This window comes from Salinispora tropica CNB-440, assembly GCF_000016425.1.
GTDB classification, from domain to species: Bacteria; Actinomycetota; Actinomycetes; order Mycobacteriales; family Micromonosporaceae; genus Micromonospora; species Micromonospora tropica.
The window spans coordinates 2,112,175-2,135,567 of sequence record NC_009380.1 but is presented as its reverse complement, the minus strand read 5'-3'; the positions used below and the strand labels follow the sequence as shown (position 1 = coordinate 2,135,567).

The following is a 23,393-nucleotide window of genomic DNA, read 5'->3' as shown; positions in this document are numbered from 1 at the left end:
GCTCAGTCGGCGGTCCGTAACCCCCTGCATGGGGTTGACGAGGACGGTGGCGTAGCCGTCAGGTGCTGGCGCCCGGCTCCCCAGCCAACACCGCACCGTCGCCCAACAGGGCCGGTTTGGGCAGCGGCAGATCGATCCCGTGTGCGGCCGACCAATCATGGATCACGCTCGGCCGAACCTGGGCGGCGAAGTAGTCGATCGCGCTCATCCCACCCACGACGGGCTCGTCAACCTCGGCGACGAGCCGGGCGGGCACCAGCCGGTACCCGTTCTGGAGCGCGGCGCTGAGCCGACGGTGCCCGTCCACAACGAAGAAGTGCTCGCCCGTGTAGCCGATCCGCAACGGCTCCAGCGGCTCGTCCCCGGCCGCGGCGACGTCGCCGACAGATCCGGCGTCCTGCCGGTCACGGAGGGTGACGATGTCCTCGGTCGGGTACACCCGGGCCGGGTCGAGCAGCAGCAATGGCGGAGCCTCCCGCAGCACCTCGGAGCAGAGCCGCCCCTCGTACGCGGCGATGATGTGCTCGATCACCTCCGCGGCACCGGCCCGGGTGGTGTCGCAGATCAGGTCGTAGTTACGCAGCTGGGCCTTGTCCACGCCGTAGCGGATGATGAACCGGTTCCGCTCGCTCTCGCTGCGCTCCACGAGTCGGGCTTTCGCCTCCTCCAGGGAGGTGTACTGCTCAGCCGGCCCGGAGGGACGCAGCAGCACCCGCCGGGCAGCCTCCCCGGGTTCAGTGATCATGTGCACCTTCAGCGCGTCGGTGAAGAAGTGCCAGGCGAGCCGGGAGTCCATCACCAGGCGCTCCCTGGAGGCCGCGATGTCCCGTTGGAGTTGGTCAACGTAGCCGTCAACGGCCTGGTCCAGCTCGGCGTGCAGGTTGAGCTGGAGGGCGGTCATCTGCCGCTCCTGGGCCATCTGCCGATAGAGGTCACCGACGCTGACCCGACGCATGCCGAGGCGCTTGGCGATCTCTACGGAGACGGTGCTCTTGCCGCTGCCGAGGTCACCGTTGAAGACAATCGACTGAGGAACGGTCACGACTGGTCCACCTCTGATTGCGGGCTGTTAACACTCGTCGGCACCGCGCCACCGGACGCGCTCCGTCGTCATCGCCGCCGAACCGGCACCACCTCCGGCCGGGCGTATCGAACGACACGCCATGACCTGGAGCCTTCGTCCGCCCCGACATGACGGGCGATGCTATCACCCGGATCCGCCCCCACCCCCACACAGCGTGTACGTCACGCCGACTTCAGTAACTCAAGGTAGCTGCCAGGCTCCGCTAGGTCGGGTCAGAACAGGGTCAACGGATCGACCTGCAGCCGGAGCGGATCGGCGGCCTTACGGGCGGTGCGCACCCCAGCCGCCGAGTGCAGGGCCGCGGCCAGGGCGGCGGCCCGGGCGCGGGGAACCCGGACCAGCATCCGTTCCCGGTCGCCGTCGGCGGGCACCGGCCCCAGCAGCTCGGCCTCCGCCGGTAGCCGGGACTCGGCGAGCAGCTCGGCGACGGCGGCCGGCGGCCCGGTGACGCTCGCCATCCGCACCGCCGGTGGAAAGCCGAGCTCCCGGCGTTCGGCGAGTTCGCGGGCAGCAAACCAGCCGGCGTCCCAGCGGAGAAGCGCCTGTACCGGAGCGAGCGCACCGTCGGCGACCACCACCACCCGGCCGCCGGCCGGGCCGGGGCGGCCCAGGGCCGCGGCGGCGAGCCAGCGCCGTAGCGCCTCCTCACCCGCCCGCAGGTCCGCGCGGGTCAGCAGAGCCCACGAGTCCAGCAGCAGCACCGCACCGTAGCCGCCATCGGCTACCGGCTCGGCGCCCGGGGTGGCGATGACCAAGCCGGCGCCACCGGGGACGGTCGCGAGAACCTCCTCCCGCCCGGAGGTGCGCACCGGCACGCCGGGGAAGGCCCGGCCCAGCTCCTCCGCCGTCCGCCGGGCACCGGTGACCGAGGCGCGTAGCCGCCGCCCCCGACACTCCGGGCAGGCGTACGCGGCGGCGACACGCGCACACCAGCGGCAGACCGGTGCACCCCGTGCCGAGGGCAGCGCGAGCGGCCCGGCGCAGTGCGGGCAGCGCGCCGGAGTTCGGCAGGTGGCGCACGCCACCGCGGGCAGATAGCCACGCCTCGGCACCTGGACGAGGACCGGCGCATCGACGGAGAGGGCATCGCGCGCCACGGTCCAGGCGAGGCTGGGCAACCGGGCGGTAGCCGCACCCGGGTCGCGGGCCAACTGCGGGTCGTCGCCGGTGGGGGCGATCGCCGGCATCCGCGCCCGGACGGCGGCACGGCCGGCCGTGACCTCCCGGGCCCACCCGGTCTCCACGAGGAGCTGCGCCTCGGCGGTACGGGCAAAACCACCGATCAGGGCAGCGCCGCCAGCCAACTGGGCGCGGGTCAGCAGCACCTCGCGGGCGTGTGGATAGGGGGCGCGGGGTTCGGCGTGCAGGTCGTCACCGTCGTCCCAGATGGCGACAAGACCGATTCGAGGTACCGGCGCGAACATGGCGGCCCGGGTGCCGATCACCACCGGCACCCGGCCCCGCCGGGCGGCGAGGAACGCCCGGTACCGGCGGGCCGGACCGAGCGCGGAGGTGAGCTGGACGTGCCGGCCGGGGCCGAGCACGGTGGTCAGCGCCGAGTCGAGCCGGTCGAGGTCACGGGCGTCGGCGACGACCACGACCGCGCTCCGACCACCGGCGACGGTCGCCGCGACCGCTTCGGCGTAGCGGGTGGGCCACTCCTCCCCCGGCAGGGCAGACCAGACCGCGCGAGGGGCCCGGCCGTCGGCGAGGGCCCGCAGGAGGGCCGGCCCAGCCGGGTAGCCCGACCAACCGACCGGGTCGCCCGGGTCGCCTCCCACCTCTGGCGAGGCCGGATCGGGGGCAGGGGACGGTTGCGGCTCCTTCTCGACCCGGGCATGCCGGGGCGGGACAGCGAGGCGAAGCACATCGGCGAGGCTGCCGGCGTAGCGGTCGGCGACGGCGCGGGCCAGTCGGGCGATCTCCGGCGCGAGAGCCGGCTCCGGGGAGACGACCTTCTCCAGGTAGGCAAGCCGGGGGTGCGAGGACTCGCTCACCCGCTCCAACAGCCATCCGTTAACGAGCTGACCGGCGAAGCGAACCTTCACCCGGGTGCCGGGAACAGCATCGGCCTCGAGGGCCTCGGGCACCATGTAGTCGAAGGGCCGATCGAGGTGGGCCAGGGGAACGTCAACGCAGACACGAGCGACCGGCGACCCGTTAGCGGGTCGCCGGTCGCTACGCGGGGTGCTACTCAGGCGCCCGCTACCGACTTGAGGTCAGCGGCGCGGTCGGTGCTCTCCCAGGTGAAGTCGGGAAGCTCTCGACCGAAGTGCCCGTATGCCGCGGTCTGCGAGTAGATCGGCCGCGTCAACTTCAGGTCCCGGATGATCGCTGCCGGCCGAAGGTCGAACACCTCCGTCACCGCCTTCTCGATCCGCTCCACCGGCACCGTCTCCGTACCGAACGTCTCGATGAACAGGCTCACCGGATGCGCCTTGCCGATGGCGTACGCCACCTGCGCCTCGCACCGCTCCGCCAGCCCGGCCGCCACCACGTTCTTGGCCACCCACCGCATGGCGTACGCCGCCGAGCGGTCCACCTTGGATGGGTCCTTGCCCGAGAACGCCCCGCCGCCGTGCCGCGCGTACCCGCCGTAGGTATCCACGATGATCTTCCGGCCGGTCAGACCCGCGTCTCCCATCGGGCCACCAACCTCGAACCGGCCCGTCGGATTCACCAGCAGCCGGTAGTCTTCGACGTCCAGCCCCAGCCCGAGGCCTTCGACCTCCGGCGCGATCACGTGCTCCCGGACATCCGGCGTCAGCAGTGACTCCAGCGACACATCGGCCGCGTGCTGCGACGACACCAGCACGGTGTTCAGCCGCACCGGCCGCAATCCCTCGTACTCCACCGTCACCTGCGTCTTACCATCCGGACGCAGGTACGGCACCACACCTTCCCGCCGCACCTGAGCCAGGCGGCGCGACAGCCGATGCGCCAACGCGATCGGCATCGGCATCAACTCCGGGGTCTCCGAGCAGGCGAACCCGAACATCATCCCCTGGTCCCCAGCGCCCTGCGCGTCCAAGGCGCTCTCGGATGCGCCGGTGCGCAGTTCAAACGCGTTGTCGACCCCCTGGGCGATATCTGCCGACTGTGACCCAATCGACACACTTACCCCACAGGACGCCCCGTCGAAACCCTTTCGCGACGAGTCGTAACCAATATCCAAAATTGTCCGACGCACGATCGACGGGATGTCGGCGTAGGCCTGCGTGGTTACCTCGCCCGCAACATGCACCTGACCGGTTGTGATCAGCGTCTCCACTGCAACCCGGCTACGCGGGTCCTCTGCCAGCAACGCATCGAGGATCCCGTCACTGATCTGGTCAGCAATCTTGTCAGGATGACCTTCGGTGACCGATTCGGAAGTGAAGAGGCGGCGTGTCACGGCACTCCTAAGTCAGGGAAACTCGTTCCGCGGCAGTTTAGTCACTCGCGTCCTGTACCGGAGCCCCCTATCGCACACTGATCCAGCTATCCGGGACGGCCGGCCAGCCGGGAGACGATGAGATCCCAGACACCGTCGGCGAGATCTTCCTTGGACTGCTCGGGCATCCGGCTGGCCGATCCGTCCGCGCCGATGACGGTCGCCGCGTTGGTGTCGGCGCCAAAAACCCGGTCCGGGCCAACCTCGTTGATGACGATGAGGTCCGCCCGCTTCCGGGCGAGCTTGGCTCGGCCGTTGGCCTCGGCGTCGCTGGTCTCCGCGGCGAACACCACCAACACCTGCTCCGGGCGACGATGCTTCCCGAGCTCGGCGGCGATGTCCGGGTTCGCGACGAGCTCGATGGTGGGTGCGCCACCGTCGTCCGACTTCTTGATTTTGCCAGTCGCGTACGTCGCGGGGCGGAAATCGGCGGGAGCCGCCGCCATCACCACCACGTCCGCTCCACCGGCAGCCGTCAGCGTGGCGTCTCGAAGCTCGGCGGTCGTGCCGACCCGGACCAGATCCACGCCGGCTGGTTCGGGCAGCGCGACGTTGGCGGAGACCAGGGTGACCCGGGCTCCCCGCGCTACGGCGGCGCGGGCGAACGCGTATCCCTGCTTGCCGGAGGAGCGATTACCGAGGAACCGGACCGGGTCGAGCGGCTCCCGGGTGCCCCCGGCGGTGACCAGCACGTGCTTCCCGGTGAGGTCCGCTGGGGCGGCGGCGCCGCGAGTGAGAACGCGTCGGGCCACGGCGAAGAGCTCCGCCGGATCCGGTAGCCGCCCTTTGCCGGTGTCCATCCCGGTAAGCCGGCCGACCGCCGGCTCGACGACCCGCACCCCACGGGAGCGCAGCGTCGCCACGTTGGCCACCGTCGCCGGATGTTCCCACATCTCGGTATGCATCGCCGGCGCCAGGACGATCGGGCAACGGGCCGTCAGCAGGGTGTTGGTGAGCAGGTCGTCGGCGAGCCCATGAGCGGCCCGGGCAAGCAGATCGGTGGTGGCCGGAGCCACCACGACCAGGTCCGCCTGCTGACCCAGCCGCACGTGCGGCACCTCGTGCACGTCGGACCACACGTCGTCGGCGACTGGTTGACCGGAGAGCGCCGACCAGGTCGCGGCCCCGACGAAGTGAAGCGCCGAGGCGGTCGGCACAACGCGGACCCGGTGACCGGACTCCGTGAACAGCCGCAGCAACTCGCAAGCCTTGTACGCGGCGATCCCGCCACCGACCCCGAGGACAATCCGGGGGGACATCGTTGGGTACGCGCTACGGCTGGTCAGTGGGCTCAGCAGTGAGCAGGCCCCCGTTGATCTCCCGCATGGCGATCGAGAGCGGCTTCTCCTGCGGGGTCGTCTCGACCAGCGGGCCGACGTACTCCAACAGGCCCTCGCCGAGCTGGCTGTAGTAGGCGTTCACCTGACGGGCCCGCTTGGCAGCGAAGATGACCAGCGCATACTTCGAGGTGGTCTTCTCGAGGAGCTCGTCGATCGGCGGGTTGGTGATGCCTTCGGGGTTGGTGGCGATGGATCCCACGTGTTGACCTCTGCGTCTGTGACACCGCTCACGGTGCTGGCGGTCAACCGCGCACGCGCGGTCGCGCCGGAGCTTTGAATGACGAACCGAACAATCCTACCAGCTCGTCCACGACCTGCACCGTCCGGCCATGCACGATGGTGTGCGCGAATTGCGGCTCGGTAACCGGATCGGCCACGAAACCAGGTGGGTGCAGCAGAACCAGCCGGGCCTCCGGTAACACGGCCCGGAGCCGCAGCGCACCGGCCAGGTCCAGCGAGAGCAGAGCCGGCGCACCGGCGGCCAGCCGGGACCGCAGTGGCTGCCCCGGCGTACCGCGCCGGTACCGGCCGATCTGACTCCATTCCAGTAGACCGCCCGCGGCCAGCAGCCGGTCGAACCCGGCCCGGTCGAGGAAGACCCGGTCGACCCCGGCCACCTCGCGGTCCCGCCGCGGCCGGGTGGTCACCGGCACCGGCGTCCACACGGAAGGCAGACGCGCCCGGACCAATCCGACGACACCATCCCGACCAGAACCCGAAGGTCCGGTCAGGATGGTGAGCCGGGCCGCCGGGCGCGCCTCACCATCCGTGCTCACTGCTCGTTTCTACACGGCTGCCAACCTCAGTTGGCGGCGAACTCCCCAAGCAGGGCCTTGCGTTGCTGCTCGCCGAGGCCACGCAGGCGTCGGCTATCGGCGATCTTGAGCTTCTCCATGATCTGGGTCGCCCGGATCTTGCCGATTCCCGGCATCGCCTGCAGGACAGCGGATACCTTCAGCTTGCCGACGACATCGTCGGACTCGGCCCGCTCGAGGACGGCTCCGAGCGTTGTCTTGCCCTGCTTGAGCTGCTCCTTCAGCTCAGCACGGGCCTTGCGGATCTCCGCGGCCTTCTCCAGCGCTGCTGCGCGCTGCTCAGGGGTCAGTGACGGGAGCGGCACCAGTTCTCCTCAGGTCCCTATCGCGACGGGCGAATGCACCGCCGCACTGTGAAACGTGGTGTCGCTGTGAACCAGGGAGGCCCATGGTTCCCAGCGCGGGGAAAACTAGCGGTCAACGGCGCAATCGGCAACGTGGGCACGCGATGATCGTCGGAAAGTGACCGAGCCGTCAGTCAGTCACGAACCGGTCAAAGCTGCCCGACAGTCGGCCAACACCCGGTCCGCAGCACCCCGCAGGGCAACCACATCGGGCCCCGCAGCCAGCACCTCACGGGAGTATGTGGGGAGCACGGCGGGCAGGCTGGAACCGAAGACCACGCGTAGGTCAGCGGCGCTGGCCCCCTGCGCCCCGAGGCCCGGAGCGAGCAGCGGACCGTTGACCGCGGCGAGCTCGTGACCCGTCTGACCGATGGTCGCCCCCACCACCAACCCCACGCTGCCCAATGGTCGCGCACCGGCGTTGAGCTGGGAAATCTCGTCGATCACCAGCTGCGCGACGGTCCGTCCGTCGGCGGTGCGAGCCCGCTGCACCGCGGCTCCCTCGGGATTGGAGGTGAGCGCCAGCACGAAGACCCCGCCGCCCTGCGCGGCGGCCAGCTCGAACATCGGGGCGAGCGCGCCGACCCCGAGATACGGGCTCACCGTCACCGCGTCGACATGCAGTGGACTCGATGGGTCAAGGTACGCGGAGGCGTACGCGGCGACCGTCGAGCCGATGTCGCCACGCTTGACGTCAAGGAGGACGAGCGAGCCAGCCGTCCGCAACTGTCGGATAGTTGACTCAAGGACCGCCACGCCCCGAGACCCGAACCGCTCGAAGAAGGCCGACTGTGGCTTGACCACCGCGACCCGGTCGCCCAACGCCTCCACGACCGTGCCCGCGAACCGCTCCAGACCGCGAACATCGTCATCGAGGCCCCACCGCTCGAGCAGACCCGGATGCGGGTCGATGCCCACGCAGAGCGGACCCCGCTCACCGACCACCCGATGCAGCCGGGCGCCAAAGCTCTCCATCGCAGACCTCCCTCTCGCGCGCCACGCACGCATCGTCCTCGGCGAGCGGCTGATGCCGCCCGCCCCGGCGGGCTCCGCACCGCCCACCGACTCCGCCCCCAGCCGGCGGATCAGCCCGCCCGAGCCGCGGCGGCGATCCCGGCGGTGATCCGGGCCAGATCGGCGTCTGAGGTGACGTACGGGGGCATGGTGTAAACCAGGTCGCGAAACGGTCGAAGCCAGACGCCGGCAGCAACCGCGGCGGCGGTCGCCGCCGGCAGGTCCACCTCATGGTCGAGCTGCACCACGCCGATCGCACCGAGCACCCGGACGTCGACGACGCCCGGCACCGCCCGTAGCGGCTCCAGACCGGCCCGCAGACCACTCTCGATCCGCGCCACCCGTGCCGACCAGTCTCCGTCCCGCAACAGGCCGAGAGAGGCGTTCGCCACCGCACAGGCGAGCGGGTTACCCATGAAGGTCGGACCGTGTGCGAGCACACCGGCCGCGGAGATCCCGCGGGCGATCTCCGCGGTGCAGAGCGCGGCGGCCAGGGTGAGGTACCCCCCGGTGAGCGCCTTGCCCACACAGAGCACGTCCGGCGTCACACCGGCGTGCTCGGCGGCGAACATCGCCCCGGTACGACCGAAACCGGTAGCGATCTCGTCGAAGATGAGCAGAACCCCGTGGGCACGGGTGACCTCCCGCAGCACCCGCAGGTAACGCGGATGGTGAAACCGCATGCCACCGGCCCCCTGGACGACCGGCTCGACGATGACCGCGGCCAACTCGTGGGCGTGCCGGGCGACCGCGTCCGCCAGGGCCGCCTCGTACGCCGGATCTGGTGGCGCGGTGAACCCCGCGGGCGGCACCGGTGCGAAAACCTGCCGAGGCAGCAGGTCCCCCCAGAGGTGGTGCATGCCCCCCTCCGGGTCACAGACACTCATCGGATGGAACGTGTCGCCGTGGTAGCCACCCCGCCAGGTACCCAGCCGACGCCGTTGGGGTCGACCGGTGGCCCGCTGGAACTGCAGGCACATCTTGACGGCCACCTCGACACTCACCGAGCCGGAGTCGGCCAGGAAGACCTGCTCCAGCCCATCCGGGGCCAGCTCGACGAGGGTACGCGCCAGGGTGACGGCGGGCTCGTGGGTGAGCCCGCCGAACATCACGTGGCTCATCCGGCCAAGCTGGTCGGTCACCGCCGCGTCCAACACCGGATGCCGGTAGCCGTGGATCGCCGCCCACCACGACGACATCCCATCGACCAGTTCCCGCCCGTCGGCCAAGCGTAGCCGCACCCCGGCCGCGCTCTCCACCACGTACGGCGGGGTAGCCGGGGGCAGCGCCGCATACGGATGCCACACGTGGGCCGCGTCCGCGGCGCTGATCTCCTCCGGGGTCAACGACGTCGCCTCCTCACCAGACCGTCACCGCGTCGGCCGACCCTCGGGTACCGGTGAACCGGCCGGTGACCGGCGAACGGGTCCGTGGCCGCCGCGCGAGCACCAGCCGCACGGTGTCACGGCGTCCGGGCCGCCGCCGCGGCAGCCCGGACCAGGGCCGGTCCCCGATAGATGAAACCGGTGTAGAGCTGCACCAACGACGCGCCCGCGTCGAACATGCGCTCGGCGTCGTCCGGAGTAAGGATGCCGCCGACGCCGACGACCGGCAGCCGGCCGCCGGTCTCGGTGTGCACGAAGGAGACCACCTCCCGGGCCCGCTGCGCCAGCGGACGGCCGGAGAGCCCACCCGCCTCGGCGCCACCGGCCTGATCGGCGGGGGCGAGGCCGTCTCGGGCCAGCGTGGTGTTCGTGGCGATCACCCCCGCCGCACCCCGCGCCAGACAGACCTCCAACAGCTCCGCGATGGCCGAATCTGGAAGATCTGGGGCGATCTTCACCAGTACCGGCTTCTCGCCGACCAGGGCGGCCAACAAGGCGTCCAGGTGCGCCCGGTCCTGCAGCGCACGTAGCCCCGGCGTGTTCGGCGAGGAGACGTTGACCGCAAAGTAGTCGCCGTACCCGCGCAGGGCCTGGTACGACGCCTGGTAGTCCTCGACCGCCTCCTCGAGCGGGGTGACCTTGGACTTGCCGAGGGAGATACCCAGCGGCACGCCGAGCGGGCGGGGCAGCGCCGCCAACCGCGCCGCGAGCGCCCCGGCGCCGGCGTTGTTGAAGCCCATCCGGTTCACCACGGCCCGGCTGTCGGGCAGCCGAAACAGCCGCGGCCGTGGGTTGCCCGGCTGCGGGTGCGCGGTGACCGTACCCACCTCGACGAAACCAAAGCCCAACGCCGGCCAGGCCGGCAGCGCCACCCCGTTCTTGTCCATCCCGGCGGCCAGCCCGACCGGGTTCGGAAACCGGAGTCCGAACACCGTTCGGGGAGCCGAAACGCCGTACCGGGCCCGGAGCACGGCCAGCGCCGCGGGCACCCGGGCCAGGCCGGCCAGCCGCCGCACCGTGAACTCGTGCGCCGTCTCCGCGTCGCCGTTGCCCAGCCGGAACAGCCGTGGCCGCACCACCCGTTCGAAAATCACCCCGTCCTCCCCAGCCGGGTGCGCGACATCGGCCCGGACGGGCTCACCGAGCGCTCCGCAGCGAGGCGTGCAGCGCCTGCAGGGGACGGACCCGCATGTCACCACGGATCCGGGCCTCGACCGCCATCACCACGGCGGCGGCGCCGGGAACGGTCGTGATGCAGGGGATGTCCGCCGTCACGGCGGCACTACGGATCTCGTAGCCATCCGAGCGGGCGCTCGCTCCGGAACCCTGCGGGGTGTTCACCACGAGCGCCACCTCGCCGGAGCGGATCAGCGAGACCGCGTCCTCGCTCTCCCCCGACTCGTAGTGCTTGCGGATCTGCTCGCAGCCGATGCCGTGCCGGCGCAGCACCTCGGCAGTGCCCGTGGTGGCGATGATCTCGAAGCCCAGGTCGGCCAGGCGCTTGATCGGGAAGATCATGCCACGCTTGTCCCGGTTGGCGACCGAGACGAAGATCTTCCCGCCGGTCGGCAGTGAGCCGTACGTGGCCGACTGCGACTTGGCGAAGGCGTACCCGAAGGCCGTGTCAATCCCCATCACCTCGCCGGTGGACTTCATCTCCGGCCCGAGTAGCGAGTCGATCCCCTTCCCGGCCGGGGTGCGGAACCGCTTGAACGGGAGCACCGCCTCCTTGACCGCGATCGGCGCATCCGCCGGGAGGGTGCCACCGTCGCCGTCGGCCGGGAGCAGGCCCTCGGCGCGCAGCTCGGCGATGGTGGCACCGAGCGCGATCCGAGCCGCCGCCTTGGCCAGCGGCACCGCAGTGGCCTTGGAGACAAACGGTACGGTCCGGGACGCACGCGGGTTGGCCTCGAGTACCCACAGCTGGTCGTCCTTGAGGGCGTACTGCACGTTGAGCAGACCCTGCACCCCGATGCCCCGGGCGATCTCCTCGGTGTACCGGCGGACCTCGGCGACGTGGGAACCGGCCAGGGTGATCGGCGGCAACGCGCAGGAGGAGTCACCGGAGTGGATACCAGCCTCCTCGATGTGCTCCATCACACCACCGAGATAGACCTCACCGGCGGCGTCACAGAGCGCGTCCACGTCGATCTCGATGGCGTCATCGAGGAACCGGTCCACCAGCACCGGATGATCCGGGGAGATGTCGGTGGCCCGGCCAATGTAGTCGCGCAGTGTGGCGTCGTCGTAGACAATCTCCATGCCCCGTCCACCGAGCACGTACGAGGGACGGACCAGCACCGGGTAGCCGATCTCGGCGGCGATCGTCTTCGCCTCGTCGTACGAGATGGCGGTGCCGTGCGCCGGCGCCCGCAGCCCGGCGCGGGCCAGCAGCGCACCGAACGCGCCCCGCTCCTCGGCGAGGTGAATCGACTCCGGAGAGGTGCCGACGACCGGCACCCCGGCGTCCTTGAGCCGCTGTGCCAGCCCCAACGGTGTCTGACCACCGAGCTGTACGACCACCCCGACCACTCCGGGGCCACCGGCCGCCCGTCCGGAGGAGTCCTCGACGTGCCACACCTCGAGAACGTCCTCGAAGGTCAGCGGCTCGAAGTAGAGCCGGTTGGCGGTGTCGTAGTCGGTGGAGACGGTCTCCGGATTGCAGTTGACCATGACCGTCTCGTATCCGACGTCCCGCAACGCCATGACGGCGTGCACGCAGGAGTAGTCGAACTCGATTCCCTGCCCGATCCGATTCGGCCCCGAGCCGAGGATCAGCACCTTGGGCCGGTCTGACCCGAGCACCTCGGTCTCCGCGTCGTAGGTGGAGTAGTGGTAGGGGGTCGTCGCCTCGAACTCCGCCGCGCAGGTGTCCACGGTCTTGTAGACCGGCTGGACGCCCAACCGGTGCCGCAGCGTCCGAACACCGTCCTCGGCGGCCAGCTCGGGGCGCAACGCGGCGAGCTGCCGGTCGGAGAGCCCCGCCCGCTTGGCCCGGCGCAGCAGGTCGACGTCGAGCACCGGGGCGTCAACGATCTCGGCCCGCAGCTCCACAAGGCCGGCGATCTGGTCGAGGAACCACGGGTCCATCCCGCCGGAGGCCGCCGCCACCTCGGCGATCGAGGCGCCGAGCCGCAGCGCCCGTTCCACCGTGTAGAGCCGCCCGTCGTGCGGCATCCGCAGCGCCGCGAGCGTGCCCTCCCGGGTGGCACCGGCCGGGTCAGGCGTGGTCCAGAAGCCGGCCGCCTTCGTCTCCATCGAGCGCATGGCCTTGTTCAGCGCCTCGGTGAAGTTGCGGCCCAGGCTCATCGCCTCACCGACCGACTTCATGGTGGTGGTCAGCTCCGGGTCGGCGCCGGGGAACTTCTCGAACGCGAAGCGCGGAATCTTGACCACCACGTAGTCCAACGTCGGCTCGAACGCGGCCGGCGTCTTCAGGGTGATGTCGTTGGGGATCTCGTCGAGGGTGTAGCCGATGGCCAGCCTCGCGGCGATCTTCGCGATCGGAAAGCCGGTCGCCTTCGAGGCGAGCGCCGACGAGCGGGAGACCCGGGGGTTCATCTCGATCACGACGATCCGGCCGTCGTCCGGGTTCACCGCGAACTGGATGTTGCAGCCCCCGGTGTCCACCCCCACCTCGCGCAGCACCGCGATGCCGAGGTCCCGTAGACGCTGATACTCCCGGTCGGTGAGCGTCATCGCCGGGGCCACGGTGACACTGTCACCGGTGTGCACACCCATCGGGTCGACGTTCTCGATCGAGCAGACCACCACGACGTTGTCGTGCCGGTCGCGCATCAGCTCGAGCTCGTACTCCTTCCAGCCGAGCACGCTCTCCTCGATGAGCACCTCGTGCACCGGGCTGGCAGCCAGGCCGGCACCGGCGATGCGTTCCAGGTCCGCATCGGTGTGGGCCATGCCGGAGCCGAGGCCACCCATCGTGAACGACGGCCGGATCACCGCCGGCAGGCCCAGCTCCGCGACGGTCTCGCGGACCTCGTCCATCGAGTGGCAGACCCGGGAACGCGGCACCAGCGTCGCGGGATCCTCGACCCCGATCCGAACACCCGCCTTGGCGACGATGTCCTTGAACAGCTGCCGGTCCTCGCCGCGACGGATCGCGTCGATGTTCGCGCCGATCAACTCGACGCCGTACTTCTCCAGTACCCCGGCCTCGTGCAGCGCGACCGCCGTGTTCAGCGCGGTCTGGCCACCCAGGGTGGGCAGCACTGCGTCCGGCCGCTCCTTGGCGATGACCAGTTCGACGAACTCCGGGGTGATCGGCTCGACGTACGTGGCGTCGGCGAACTCCGGATCCGTCATGATCGTCGCTGGGTTCGAGTTGACCAGGCTGACCCGGATCCCCTCGCTGCGCAGTACCCGGCACGCCTGGGTGCCGGAGTAGTCGAACTCGCAGGCCTGCCCGATCACGATCGGCCCGGAGCCGATCACCAGGACGTGTCTGAGGTCGGTCCGCTTAGGCATTCGTGCGCCCCCCGCTGTGGTTGCGACCCTCAATGAGCTCGGCGAAGCGGTCGAACAGGTAGTCCGCGTCGTGCGGACCGGCCGCCGCCTCCGGGTGGTACTGAACGGTGAAGGCGGGCACGTCGCGCGCCCGCAGCCCCTCGACCACGTTGTCGTTGAGGCAGACGTGCGAGACCTCGACTCCGCCGAATTCGGTCTCGACTACCCGGTCCGGCACGACGGCCCCCGGCTCGGCTCCGGGAAACGCCACGGCGAAGCCGTGGTTGTGGCTGGTCACCTCGACCTTGCCGGTCGCCCGGTCGAGCACCGGCTGGTTGATGCCACGGTGGCCGTAGCCGAGCTTGTACGTGCCGAATCCCAGCGCCCGACCCAGGATCTGGCTGCCGAAACAAATCCCGAAGAGCGGCACCCCGCCGGTGAGCACCGCGCGAGCCAGGGCAACCGGACCGTCGGCGGTCGCGGGGTCACCAGGGCCGGGCGAGAGGAAGATCGCATCCGCGCCGGTGGCCCGTAGTTCGTCGATGCCCGAGTGAGCCGGCAGGACATGGGTGGTGACACCCCGCGCCGCGAGCCGCCGGGGCACGTTCCGCTTGATGCCGAGATCCAGGGCCGCCACGGTGAACCGGTGCTCCCCCTGGGCCCCGACGACGTACGGTTTCGGGGTGGTCACCTCGGTGGAGAGGTCCGCGCCGACCATCTGCGGGGCCTGCCGGACCCGGGCCAACAACGCCTGCGGATCGGTCTCGACACTGGACACCCCGACCCGCATCGCCCCCCGCTCCCGCAGGTGCCGGGTGAGCGCCCGGGTGTCCACACCGCTGATGCCCACCACCCCCTCGGCGGTGAGCCGGTCCTCCAGGCCACCGGTGGCCCGCCAGTTCGAGCCGATCCGGGCGGGGTCACGGACCACATACCCGGCGACCCAGATCCGGCTGGACTCGTCATCCTCGCCGTTGACCCCGGTGTTGCCGATGTGCGGCGCGGTCTGCACCACCACCTGCCGGTGGTAGGAAGGGTCGGTGAGCGTCTCCTGGTAGCCGGTCATTCCGGTGTTGAAGACCGCTTCACCGAAGGTCTCCCCGACGCTGCCGTACGCCTCGCCGTGGAACGTGCGCCCGTCCTCCAGGACGAGAATCGCCGGTCGCCGCCTCATGCCACGCACCCCACAGTCCCGGCCACACGGCACTGCCCCACCGCACTCCGTACTCGAGTCACTTCACTGCCTTTCCGTCCAGGACCGTCGCCTCGCCGCGCAGGAAGGTCGCCACGATGCGACCCGGCAGCGTCATGCGGGCGTACGGGGTGTTGCGGCTGCGGCTGGCCAACTCGGTCGGCTCGACGACGCGCCGCGCCGCCGGATCCACCAGGGTCAGGTTCGCCGGCGCGCCCGGCGCGGGGTCGTGGCCGTGCTCGGTGAGGCCAGCGATCCGGGCGGGGGTGCGGGACATCCGCTCGGCGATGAGGTCCCACCGCGGGCCGAGCACGTCCAGCGTGATGGAGAGCGCCGTCTCCAGGCCGAGCATGCCCGGCCGGGCATACGCCCACTCGCACTCCTTGTCCTCCACGGAGTGCGGGGCGTGGTCGGTGGCGACGATGTCCACGACCCCCTCGGCCAGCGCGGTGCGCAGTGCGGCGACATCGGCGGCGGTCCGCAGCGGCGGGTTGACCTTGTAGACCGGGTCGTAGGTAACCGCCTTCTCGTCGGTCAACAACAGGTGGTGCGGAGTGACCTCGGCAGTGACCTGAACGCCGCGGGCCTTGGCCTGCCGCAGCACCCCGACGCTGCCGGCCGTGGAGACGTGGCAGATGTGCAGGCGGCTACCCACGTGCTCGGCGAGCAGCACGTCCCGGGCGATGATCGCCTCCTCGGCGACCGCCGGCCAGCCAGTCAGGCCAAGGCGGGTGGAGATCTCACCCTCGTGCATCTGAGCGCCTTCGGTCAGCCGTGGCTCCTCGGCGTGCTGGGCAACGATCCCGTCGAACGCCTTCACGTACTCCAGGGCCCGGCGCATCAACCGCGGGTCGGCGACGCAGTGTCCGTCGTCGGAGAAGATCCGCACCCGGGCGGCGGAGTCGGCCATCGCGCCCAACTCGGCCAGGCGCTGGCCGGCCAGCCCGACCGTGACCGCGCCGATCGGCTGCACGTCGACCAGCCCGGCCTCCCGGCCCAGCCGCCAGACCTGCTCGACCACACCGGCGGTGTCGGCCACCGGGGAGGTGTTCGCCATCGCGCAGACGGCGGTGAAACCGCCGAGCGCCGCGGCGCGGGAGCCGGTCGCCACGGTCTCGGCGTCTTCCCGGCCGGGCTCACGCAGATGGGTGTGCAGGTCCACCAGGCCGGGCAGGGCGACCAGGCCGGTGCCGTCGACCACGACCGCGTCGGAGGCCGTCAGGCCCACGCCGGTCTCGGCCACGACACCGTCGCGGATGAGCAGGTCGGTCGGCGCGGCACCGAGGACGCTCACGTTGGTGATCAGATACGCGGTCACCGGTTGTTCCCTCCGAGTAGCAGGTAGAGGACGGCCATCCGGACGGAGACGCCGTTGGCGACCTGTTCGACAATGGTGGAGCGGGGCGAGTCGGCCACCTCGGAGGTGATCTCCATGCCCCGGTTCATCGGACCGGGATGCATCACGATCGCGTGCTCCGGCAGCCGCCGCATCCGTGAGCCGTCCAGGCCGTAACGGCGGGCGTACTCACGGGCGGACGGAAAGTAGGAGTCGTTCATGCGCTCCCGCTGCACCCGCAGCATCATGACCACGTCCGACTGCGGCAGCACCGCGTCCAGGTCGTAGCAGACGGCGGCGCTGGGCGCGAGGGCCGCCGCGATGTCCACCGGGATCAGCGGAGGCGGACCGACCAGGGTGACCTTGGCACCGAGGGTGGAGAGCAGCAGGACGTTGGAGCGTGCCACCCGGCTGTGCAGCACGTCACCGACCACCGCCACCGACAGGCCGGCGAGTCGGCCCAGCCGGGAACGCATCGTGTACGCGTCGAGTAGCGCCTGGGTGGGGTGCTCGTGCGTACCGTCGCCGGCGTTGACGACGGAGCCGTCGACCCAGTCGGCCAGCTGGTACGGGGCACCGGAGGCGGGGTGCCGGACGACGACGGCGTCGGCGCCCATCGCCTGGAGGGTGAGTGCGGTGTCCTTCAGACTCTCACCCTTGGCGACGCTGGACCCCTTGACCGAAAAGTTGATCACGTCGGCACTGAGCCGCTTGGCGGCGGCCTCGAAGGAGATCCGAGTCCGGGTGGAGTCCTCGTAGAAGAGGTTCACCACGGTCCGACCGCGCAGCGCCGGCAGCTTCTTGACCTCCCGCCCGGCCACGGTGGCCATCTCGGCGGCGGTGTCCAGGATCTGGAGGGCGGTACCAGCGTCCAGGTCGGCGCTGGAGAGCAGGTGACGGATCATGCGCCGAGCCCCCCTCCGGTCGCGACCCGCAGATGGCGCCCCGCCGCGCCGCGCGGGCTCACCGGTCACCCCCGTAGAGCCGGACCTCGTCGGCACCGTCGGGCTCCGCGAGGGTGACCCGGACACTCTCCGCGAGGGCGGTCGGGATGTTCTTACCCACGTAGTCGGCGCGGATGGGCAGCTCACGGTGGCCGCGATCGACCAGGACGGCGAGCTGGACCGACGCTGGTCGGCCGACGTCGTTCAGCGCGTCGAGCGCCGCCCGCACGGTTCGACCGGAGAAGAGGACATCGTCGACGAGGACGACCCGCCGGCCGTCGATGCCGCCGGCGGGGACCTCGGTGGGGCCGACAGCGCGGGTGGCGTGCTGACGCAGGTCGTCCCGGTAGAGGGTGATGTCGAGGACACCGACCGGGACATCCACCCCCTCGAAGGCGCTGATCCGGGCGGCTAGCCGCCGGGCGAGCGGCACTCCCCGGGTGGGGATCCCCAGCAGAACGGTCTGCTGGGCACCCTGGGTCTTCTCGAGGATCTGGTGGGCGATGCGGTCAACCACGCGCTGCACGTCGGCGCTGGTGAGAATCACCTTCACCGAGGGTTGTCGGGTGGTCGGTGAGTGGGCAGCCGGTGGGTACGCCACGGCAGACCTCCTTCCCCGCCTCACGGGACGGGTCGTTAAAGGATGTCGGAGTAACCGGCGCGAACCGCGAACGGACCGGGCCGGGGCTTCGGGCAACGTTACCAGTGGTCACCGTCTCGACGGTCGCCGGCCGAGGACTCGACGGCAGAACGGTGAAACTGGGACAACTCCCCCAGGATGAAACGGGAAAGTTCACGACCACTTGACCGGCTGTCGCAATCCCCGTACCGTCACGCTCCGTAGCGATCGACGGGAGAACCCCGAGCAGCACTGGGAGTGTCCGAATGCCCTCTGAGTACGCCAAGTCGCTGGGCGCCCGCCTGCGCTCCATTCGCCAGCAGCAGGGCCTGTCCCTGCAGGGCGTAGAGGAAAAGTCCAACGGACGGTGGAAGGCCGTCGTGGTCGGCTCGTACGAGCGCGGCGACCGAGCCGTCACCGTGTCCCGCCTCGCCGAACTGGCCGACTTCTACCGTGTTCCCGTCTCCGAGCTACTGCCCGACGGCAGTGGCGTCCGCCACGAGCCCACCAGCAAGATCGTGCTGGACCTCGAGCGGCTCTACGACGAGGCCTCGGAGGACCTCGCCTACGTCGCCCGATACGCCCGCGCGATTCAGCAGCAGCGCGGCGACTACAACGGCCGGGTGCTGTCGATCCGCGCCGATGACCTGCGCGCCCTGGCGATCGTCTACGACGCCTCGCCGTCCGGCCTGATCGAGCGGCTGAACGAGCACGGCGTCCTCGTCGCCGACCCCCGGGCGTTCTTCGCCTCCTGAGTAGTGGCACCCGAAAAGGGCCCGTGCCGGTCGGCACGGGCCCTTTCGACTATCCGGTCTCGCTTCCGGCTGTCTCACTTCCGAGCCGGAACCCCGGATCGCGGCTACCGGGTGGCGTACTCCGCAATCCGGCCGAGGAGGCCGTTGAGGAATCGCGGTGAGTCGTCGGTCGACATCTGCCGGGCCAACTCCACCGCCTCGCTGATCGCTACCGCGTCGTCGATCTCGTCCACGTAGAGCAGCTCGTAGACCGCGATCCGGGCGAGGTTCCGATCAACAGTCGGCATCCGGTCCAGCGTCCACCCCTCGGCGTAGCTGGCGATCAGCTCGTCAACCCGATCCAGGCGGGCAGCGACCCCCTCAACCAGGCCAACCGCGTATCCCAGATGCTCCGGTCGGGGCTTCTCGATCCGCTCCACGTAGCCGGCGAGCACCTCGACCGGTGGACGGCCCCGCAGGTCCGCCTCGAAGAGCACGTCCAGCGCCCGTTTGCGCGCCTTGCGACGCGCCGGCATCTGCTGCTTGGGCCCCTCGGCCATCAGGCGCGGCCGAGGTAACGGCCGTCGCGGGTGTCGACCTTGATCTTCTCGCCGGTGGTGATGAAGAGCGGCACCTGCACGGTCGCGCCGGTCTCGACCGTGGCCGGCTTGCTACCACCGGTCGAACGGTCTCCCTGGAGGCCGGGCTCGGTATAGGTGATCTCGAGCACCACGCTGGTCGGCAGCTCCACGTAGAGCGGCACACCCTCGTGGGTGGCGACAGTCGCCTCGGCCTCGGGCAGCAGGTAGTTCGCGGCCTCGCCGACCGTGTCGCCGAGCACGTTGATCTGGTCGAACGTCTCCAGGTCCATGAAGACGAAGTCCTCGCCGTCGGCGTACAGGTACTGCATCGTACGCTTGTCAACGGTCGCGGTCTCGACCTTGGTGCCCGCATTGAAGGTCTTGTCGACCACCTTGCCGGAGAGCACGTTCTTCAGCGTGGTGCGCACGAACGCACCACCCTTTCCGGGCTTGACGTGCTGGAACTCGACGACGGCCCAGAGCTCACCGTCGAGGTTGAGTACCATGCCGTTTTTCAGGTCGTTGGTGGTGGCCATTTCCTGCCTTGATCATAAGGTGGCGGACAGACCCGGCAAGTCTACTAGGCCGCGCTTCCGCAGGCTCGCCCGAGCAAGCCGCGGCCCCGGCACCCACAGCAGCGCCCCGCGCCCAGCGACGACTCGCGACGATCAGCGGGCCCGGGCCGCCAGGTGGTGCAGAGCCAGGCGGTAGCCGTCCACACCCAGCCCACAGATCACCCCGGTCGCCACCGCCGAGACCACCGAGTGATGCCGGAACTCCTCCCGGGCGTGGATGTTGGAGAGGTGCACCTCGACCAACGGGGCACGCAACAGGGCGCAGGCGTCTCGTACCGCGATCGAGTAGTGCGACCAGGCCGCGGGATTGAGCACCACGCAAGCGCCCAGGTCAGCAGCCTCGTGTAGCCAACCGAGCAGTTCCTGTTCGGCGTCGGTCTGCCGGATGACCACCTCCAGCCCCAGCTCCCGCCCGGTCTGCTGGCACAGCTCGACGAGGTCGGCGTAGGTGGTCGTACCGTAGACCTCCGGTTGCCGGGTGCCCAGGCGGCCGAGATTGGGCCCGTTGAGCACGTACACCCTCATTCGGCGATCTCCCGGTAGGCGGCGTGCAGCAGTTCGTCGGAGGGCGCCTCGAGGATCGTGGGGTGGGCGAGACCGGCCAACACCACGAAGCGCAGGACGCTGCCCCGCGCCTTCTTGTCCACCCGCATCGTGGCGAGCAGGTCCGGCCAGGCTTCCGCCCGGTATCCGGTGGGCAGGCCGAGCGCGCCCACCACCGCCCGGTGCCGCTGCGCGGTCTGCGCGTCCAGCCGGCCTTCGAGCAGGGCCAGGGTCGCCGCGTAGACCAGCCCCACCGCGACCGCGTGGCCGTGCCGCCAGCGGTAGCCCTCCACCTTCTCGATGGCATGCGCCAGGGTGTGCCCGTAGTTGAGGATCTCCCGGGCCCCCGACTCGCGAAGGTCACCGGAGACGACCTGCGCCTTGACCCGGATCGCCCGCTCGATCAGCTCCCGGAGCACCGGACCCGCCGGGTCAACGGCGACGGCGGGGTCCCGCTCGACCAGCTCGAGGATCACCGGGTCGGCGATGAAGCCACACTTGATCACCTCGGCCATTCCCGCGGCCAGGTCGGCCGGGGAGAGGCTGTCCAGAGCAGCCAGGTCGCAGATCACCCCGGCCGGCGGGTGGAAGGCACCGACCAGGTTCTTGCCGGCGGCGGTATTGATCCCGGTCTTGCCGCCCACCGCCGCGTCAACCATGCCCAGCAACGACGTCGCCACCGGCACCCAACGCACCCCGCGCAGCCAGCAGGCCGCGACGAAGCCAGCCAGGTCGGTAACCGCGCCGCCACCCACACCGACGACGGCGTCGGCGCGGGTGAAGCCCGCCGCACCGAGCCGTTCCCAGCAGCTGGCGGCGACCTCGATGTGCTTGCCCGCCTCCGCGTCCGGCACCTCGACCAGCAGTGGCGTCACCCCGGCCATCCGGGCCCGCTCCGCCAGCTGCTCGGCCCGGCCCCGCATCGGCGGCGCGTACAGCACGGCCAGCCGCTGCGCGCCCGGCAGCAACTGTGGCGGGTCGAGCAGGTCCCGCCCCACCAACACGTCGTACGGTCGGTCACCACCAACCGCGATTCGGGTTGTCTTGTCCATCGCGCGCAGCCTAGCTGAGCCGGCCGTGCCGGTGGCGGCGACGGTAGCCCCGTCCCGGGGCCCGGAACCGTGACCGCCCGGCCGGCCCCCGGCCCCCGGCCCCCGGCCCCCGTCAGGAGGGGAGCAGCGCGGCGACCTCGACCGCGAGCTGCTCCGGCGTCCGGCCGTCGGTCACGACCGTCGCCGTCGCCACCGCCGCGTAGTGCGGCCGGCGCTGCTCCAACAGATACTTGAGGGTGGCACGGGGGTTGACCGCGAGCAGGGGTCGCCCCGCACCGAGCCCGACCCGGCGTACCGCGTCGGGCAGCTCCACCGACAGGTGCACGACGGTGTGGCCAACCAGCGCGGACCGGGTCTCCTCGGCGAGCACCGCACCACCGCCGAGGGCGAGCACGCCGGCGGTGGTGGCGAGCGCCGTCGCCACCGCCGCCCGTTCGAGGGTACGGAAATGCGCCTCCCCCTCGTCAATGAAGATCTCCGAGATCGGCTTGCCCACCGTCGCCTCGATGTCGAGATCGGTGTCCCGGAACTCCACTCCGAGCAACTCGGCGAGCGCTCGCCCGACGGTGGTCTTACCCGAGCCAGGTGCACCGACCAGGACGCAGACCGGCGCCATCAGCGGACAACCAGCGCGTCGAGGTAGCCGGCGAGGTTTCGGCGCTGCTCGACCACCGAGTCGCCGCCGAACTTCTCCACCGCCGCCTCGGCCAGCACCAGCGCCACCATCGCCTCGGCGACGACCCCCGCGGCCGGTACCGCGCACACGTCCGAGCGCTGGTTGATCGCCGTGGCAGGCTCACCGGAGGTGATATCCACTGTTGACAGCGCGCGGTTGAGTGAGGAGATCGGCTTCATCGCGGCCCGCACCCGCAGCGGCTCACCGGTGGTGATGCCCCCCTCCAGGCCGCCGGCCCGGTCGGTGACTCGCCGGACACCGGTGGCGGTGGGGATGATCTCGTCGTGCGCGACCGAGCCCCGGGAACGCGCCTGCTGCCAGCCGTCGCCGATCTCGACCCCCTTGATCGCCTGGATGGACATCAGCGCGGTGGCCAGCCGGGCGTCCAGCTTCCGATCCCACTGCACGTGGCTGCCCAGCCCCGGGGGCACCCCGTACGCCAGCACCTCGACCACGCCGCCGAGCGTGTCGGCATCCTTCTTCGCCGCGTCAACCTCGGCGACCATCCGGACGCTCGCCTCCGGGTCCAGACAGCGCAGCGGGTCCGCATCGATCCGGTCGCCGTCGGCCGGGCTGGGTCGCAGCCCCGGCTTCGTGGCGACCGTCCCCAGCTCCACGACGTGCGAGACGACCTCGATGCCGAGTGCCTGCCGGAGCAGGGCCTTGGCGACGGTACCGACGGCGACCCGGGCAGCCGTCTCCCGGGCGCTGGCCCGCTCGAGGATCGGGCGGGCATCGGTGTGCCCGTACTTCTGCATGCCGGCCAGGTCGGCGTGCCCCGGTCGAGGACGGGTCAACGGCGCGTTGCGGGCCTGCCCGGCCAGCTCCGTCGAGTCGACCGGGTCGGGGGCCATCACCGTGCGCCACTTGGGCCACTCGGAGTTGCCGACCCGGATCGCCACCGGACTGCCCAGGGTCACCCCGTGCCGCAGACCCCCGATGATCTCGATCTCGTCCTGCTCGAAGGCCATCCGGGCGCCACGGCCATAGCCGAGTCGACGCCGGGCCAGTTCACCGGCGATCTCCTCGGTGGTCACCTCGACACCGGCCGGCACCCCCTCGAGCAACGCGACGAGGGCGGGACCGTGTGATTCCCCTGCAGTCAACCAGCGCAACACAACGGCCAGTCTGGCACGCCCGGTAGGCACCGGATGCCACACCCGCCCCGTCCCATCTTCCGGACACAACTGTCCGCGGAGCGGTCACGATCACCCCATTACGGCGAATCCGTACGATCATGGCGGCCTCCCGGAAGTCTGGTC

At 70.7% G+C, this 23,393-nt stretch carries 22 protein-coding genes; 1 reads left to right on the top strand and 21 read right to left on the bottom strand.

The genetic code is table 11. The annotated features are described in order from the left end of the window. Positions 1-58: 58 nt before the first annotated feature. From STROP_RS09400 to pyrR, 15 genes are all read right to left on the bottom strand, one after another. Positions 59-1,042: an AAA family ATPase gene (locus STROP_RS09400; protein WP_011905758.1), complete on the bottom strand. Its 984-nt coding sequence runs from the start codon at positions 1,040-1,042 to the stop codon at positions 59-61. Between the two features lie 254 nt (positions 1,043-1,296). Then, positions 1,297-3,282 (bottom strand): primosomal protein N', encoded by a 1,986-nt coding sequence (locus STROP_RS09395; protein ID WP_162872432.1) that lies wholly within the window; start codon positions 3,280-3,282, stop codon positions 1,297-1,299. After that, positions 3,279-4,478 (bottom strand): methionine adenosyltransferase, encoded by a 1,200-nt coding sequence (gene metK, locus STROP_RS09390; protein ID WP_011905756.1) that lies wholly within the window; start codon positions 4,476-4,478, stop codon positions 3,279-3,281. Before metK ends, STROP_RS09395 begins: the two co-directional genes overlap by 4 nt. Before the next feature lie 86 nt (positions 4,479-4,564). Next, on the bottom strand, positions 4,565-5,776 hold the full coding sequence (gene coaBC / locus STROP_RS09385) for a bifunctional phosphopantothenoylcysteine decarboxylase/phosphopantothenate--cysteine ligase CoaBC (RefSeq protein WP_011905755.1): 1,212 nt from the start codon (positions 5,774-5,776) through the stop codon (positions 4,565-4,567). 13 nt (positions 5,777-5,789) lie between these two features. Continuing rightward, positions 5,790-6,056: a DNA-directed RNA polymerase subunit omega gene (rpoZ, locus tag STROP_RS09380; protein ID WP_011905754.1), complete on the bottom strand. Its 267-nt coding sequence runs from the start codon at positions 6,054-6,056 to the stop codon at positions 5,790-5,792. Between the two features lie 43 nt (positions 6,057-6,099). Continuing rightward, positions 6,100-6,633: a nucleoside/nucleotide kinase family protein gene (locus tag STROP_RS09375; protein WP_011905753.1), complete on the bottom strand. Its 534-nt coding sequence runs from the start codon at positions 6,631-6,633 to the stop codon at positions 6,100-6,102. A gap of 26 nt (positions 6,634-6,659) precedes the next feature. Beyond that, a complete protein-coding gene (mihF, locus tag STROP_RS09370) occupies positions 6,660-6,977 on the bottom strand; it encodes an integration host factor, actinobacterial type (protein WP_007458370.1) in 318 nt (105 codons plus the stop codon). A gap of 177 nt (positions 6,978-7,154) precedes the next feature. Then, positions 7,155-7,991: an orotidine-5'-phosphate decarboxylase gene (gene pyrF / locus STROP_RS09365; RefSeq protein WP_011905752.1), complete on the bottom strand. Its 837-nt coding sequence runs from the start codon at positions 7,989-7,991 to the stop codon at positions 7,155-7,157. A 110-nt stretch (positions 7,992-8,101) separates the two neighbouring features. Beyond that, a complete protein-coding gene (locus STROP_RS09360; RefSeq protein WP_011905751.1) occupies positions 8,102-9,376 on the bottom strand; it encodes an adenosylmethionine--8-amino-7-oxononanoate transaminase in 1,275 nt (424 codons plus the stop codon). 116 nt (positions 9,377-9,492) lie between these two features. Further along, positions 9,493-10,509, bottom strand: coding sequence for a quinone-dependent dihydroorotate dehydrogenase (locus STROP_RS09355; protein ID WP_011905750.1), 1,017 nt, complete (start codon positions 10,507-10,509; stop codon positions 9,493-9,495). Positions 10,510-10,552: 43 nt separating this feature from the next. Next, entirely contained in the window at positions 10,553-13,900 is a 3,348-nt protein-coding gene (carB, locus tag STROP_RS09350; protein WP_011905749.1) for a carbamoyl-phosphate synthase large subunit, read from the bottom strand. Then, positions 13,893-15,053 (bottom strand): glutamine-hydrolyzing carbamoyl-phosphate synthase small subunit, encoded by a 1,161-nt coding sequence (carA, locus tag STROP_RS09345; protein WP_011905748.1) that lies wholly within the window; start codon positions 15,051-15,053, stop codon positions 13,893-13,895. Before carA ends, carB begins: the two co-directional genes overlap by 8 nt. 58 nt (positions 15,054-15,111) lie before the next feature. Next, positions 15,112-16,389, bottom strand: a complete 1,278-nt coding sequence (locus STROP_RS09340) for a dihydroorotase (RefSeq protein ID WP_011905747.1) — start codon at positions 16,387-16,389, stop codon at positions 15,112-15,114. After that, positions 16,386-17,312, bottom strand: coding sequence for an aspartate carbamoyltransferase catalytic subunit (locus STROP_RS09335; RefSeq protein ID WP_011905746.1), 927 nt, complete (start codon positions 17,310-17,312; stop codon positions 16,386-16,388). Before STROP_RS09335 ends, STROP_RS09340 begins: the two co-directional genes overlap by 4 nt. A 58-nt stretch (positions 17,313-17,370) precedes the next feature. Next, on the bottom strand, positions 17,371-17,952 hold the full coding sequence (gene pyrR / locus STROP_RS09330) for a bifunctional pyr operon transcriptional regulator/uracil phosphoribosyltransferase PyrR (protein WP_011905745.1): 582 nt from the start codon (positions 17,950-17,952) through the stop codon (positions 17,371-17,373). Between the two features lie 284 nt (positions 17,953-18,236). Here pyrR and bldD point away from each other — a divergent pair, with 284 nt between their 5' ends. After that, positions 18,237-18,725, top strand: coding sequence for a transcriptional regulator BldD (bldD, locus tag STROP_RS09325; protein WP_011905744.1), 489 nt, complete (start codon positions 18,237-18,239; stop codon positions 18,723-18,725). A 104-nt stretch (positions 18,726-18,829) separates the two neighbouring features. Here the strand turns inward: bldD and nusB are convergent, their stop codons facing one another. The 6 genes from nusB to aroC all read right to left on the bottom strand — a co-directional run bounded on the left by nusB (position 18,830) and on the right by aroC (position 23,249). Further along, positions 18,830-19,240 carry a transcription antitermination factor NusB gene (nusB, locus tag STROP_RS09320; protein ID WP_011905743.1) on the bottom strand — a complete coding sequence of 137 codons (411 nt, stop codon included), beginning with the start codon at positions 19,238-19,240 and terminating at the stop codon, positions 18,830-18,832. 23 nt (positions 19,241-19,263) lie between these two features. Then, complete coding sequence (efp, locus tag STROP_RS09315) at positions 19,264-19,821, bottom strand: elongation factor P (RefSeq protein WP_011905742.1); 558 nt, start codon at positions 19,819-19,821, stop codon at positions 19,264-19,266. 132 nt (positions 19,822-19,953) lie between these two features. Beyond that, complete coding sequence (aroQ, locus tag STROP_RS09310; protein ID WP_011905741.1) at positions 19,954-20,385, bottom strand: type II 3-dehydroquinate dehydratase; 432 nt, start codon at positions 20,383-20,385, stop codon at positions 19,954-19,956. Then, positions 20,382-21,455, bottom strand: a complete 1,074-nt coding sequence (gene aroB / locus STROP_RS09305) for a 3-dehydroquinate synthase (RefSeq protein ID WP_011905740.1) — start codon at positions 21,453-21,455, stop codon at positions 20,382-20,384. The genes aroQ and aroB overlap by 4 nt, the downstream gene beginning before the upstream one ends. Positions 21,456-21,567: 112 nt before the next feature. Next, the gene (locus tag STROP_RS09300) at positions 21,568-22,071 is read right to left on the bottom strand and encodes a shikimate kinase (protein WP_011905739.1); all 504 of its coding nucleotides are present in this window, start codon (positions 22,069-22,071) and stop codon (positions 21,568-21,570) included. Then, complete coding sequence (gene aroC / locus STROP_RS09295) at positions 22,071-23,249, bottom strand: chorismate synthase (protein WP_011905738.1); 1,179 nt, start codon at positions 23,247-23,249, stop codon at positions 22,071-22,073. Before aroC ends, STROP_RS09300 begins: the two co-directional genes overlap by 1 nt. Positions 23,250-23,393: the final 144 nt, after the last annotated feature.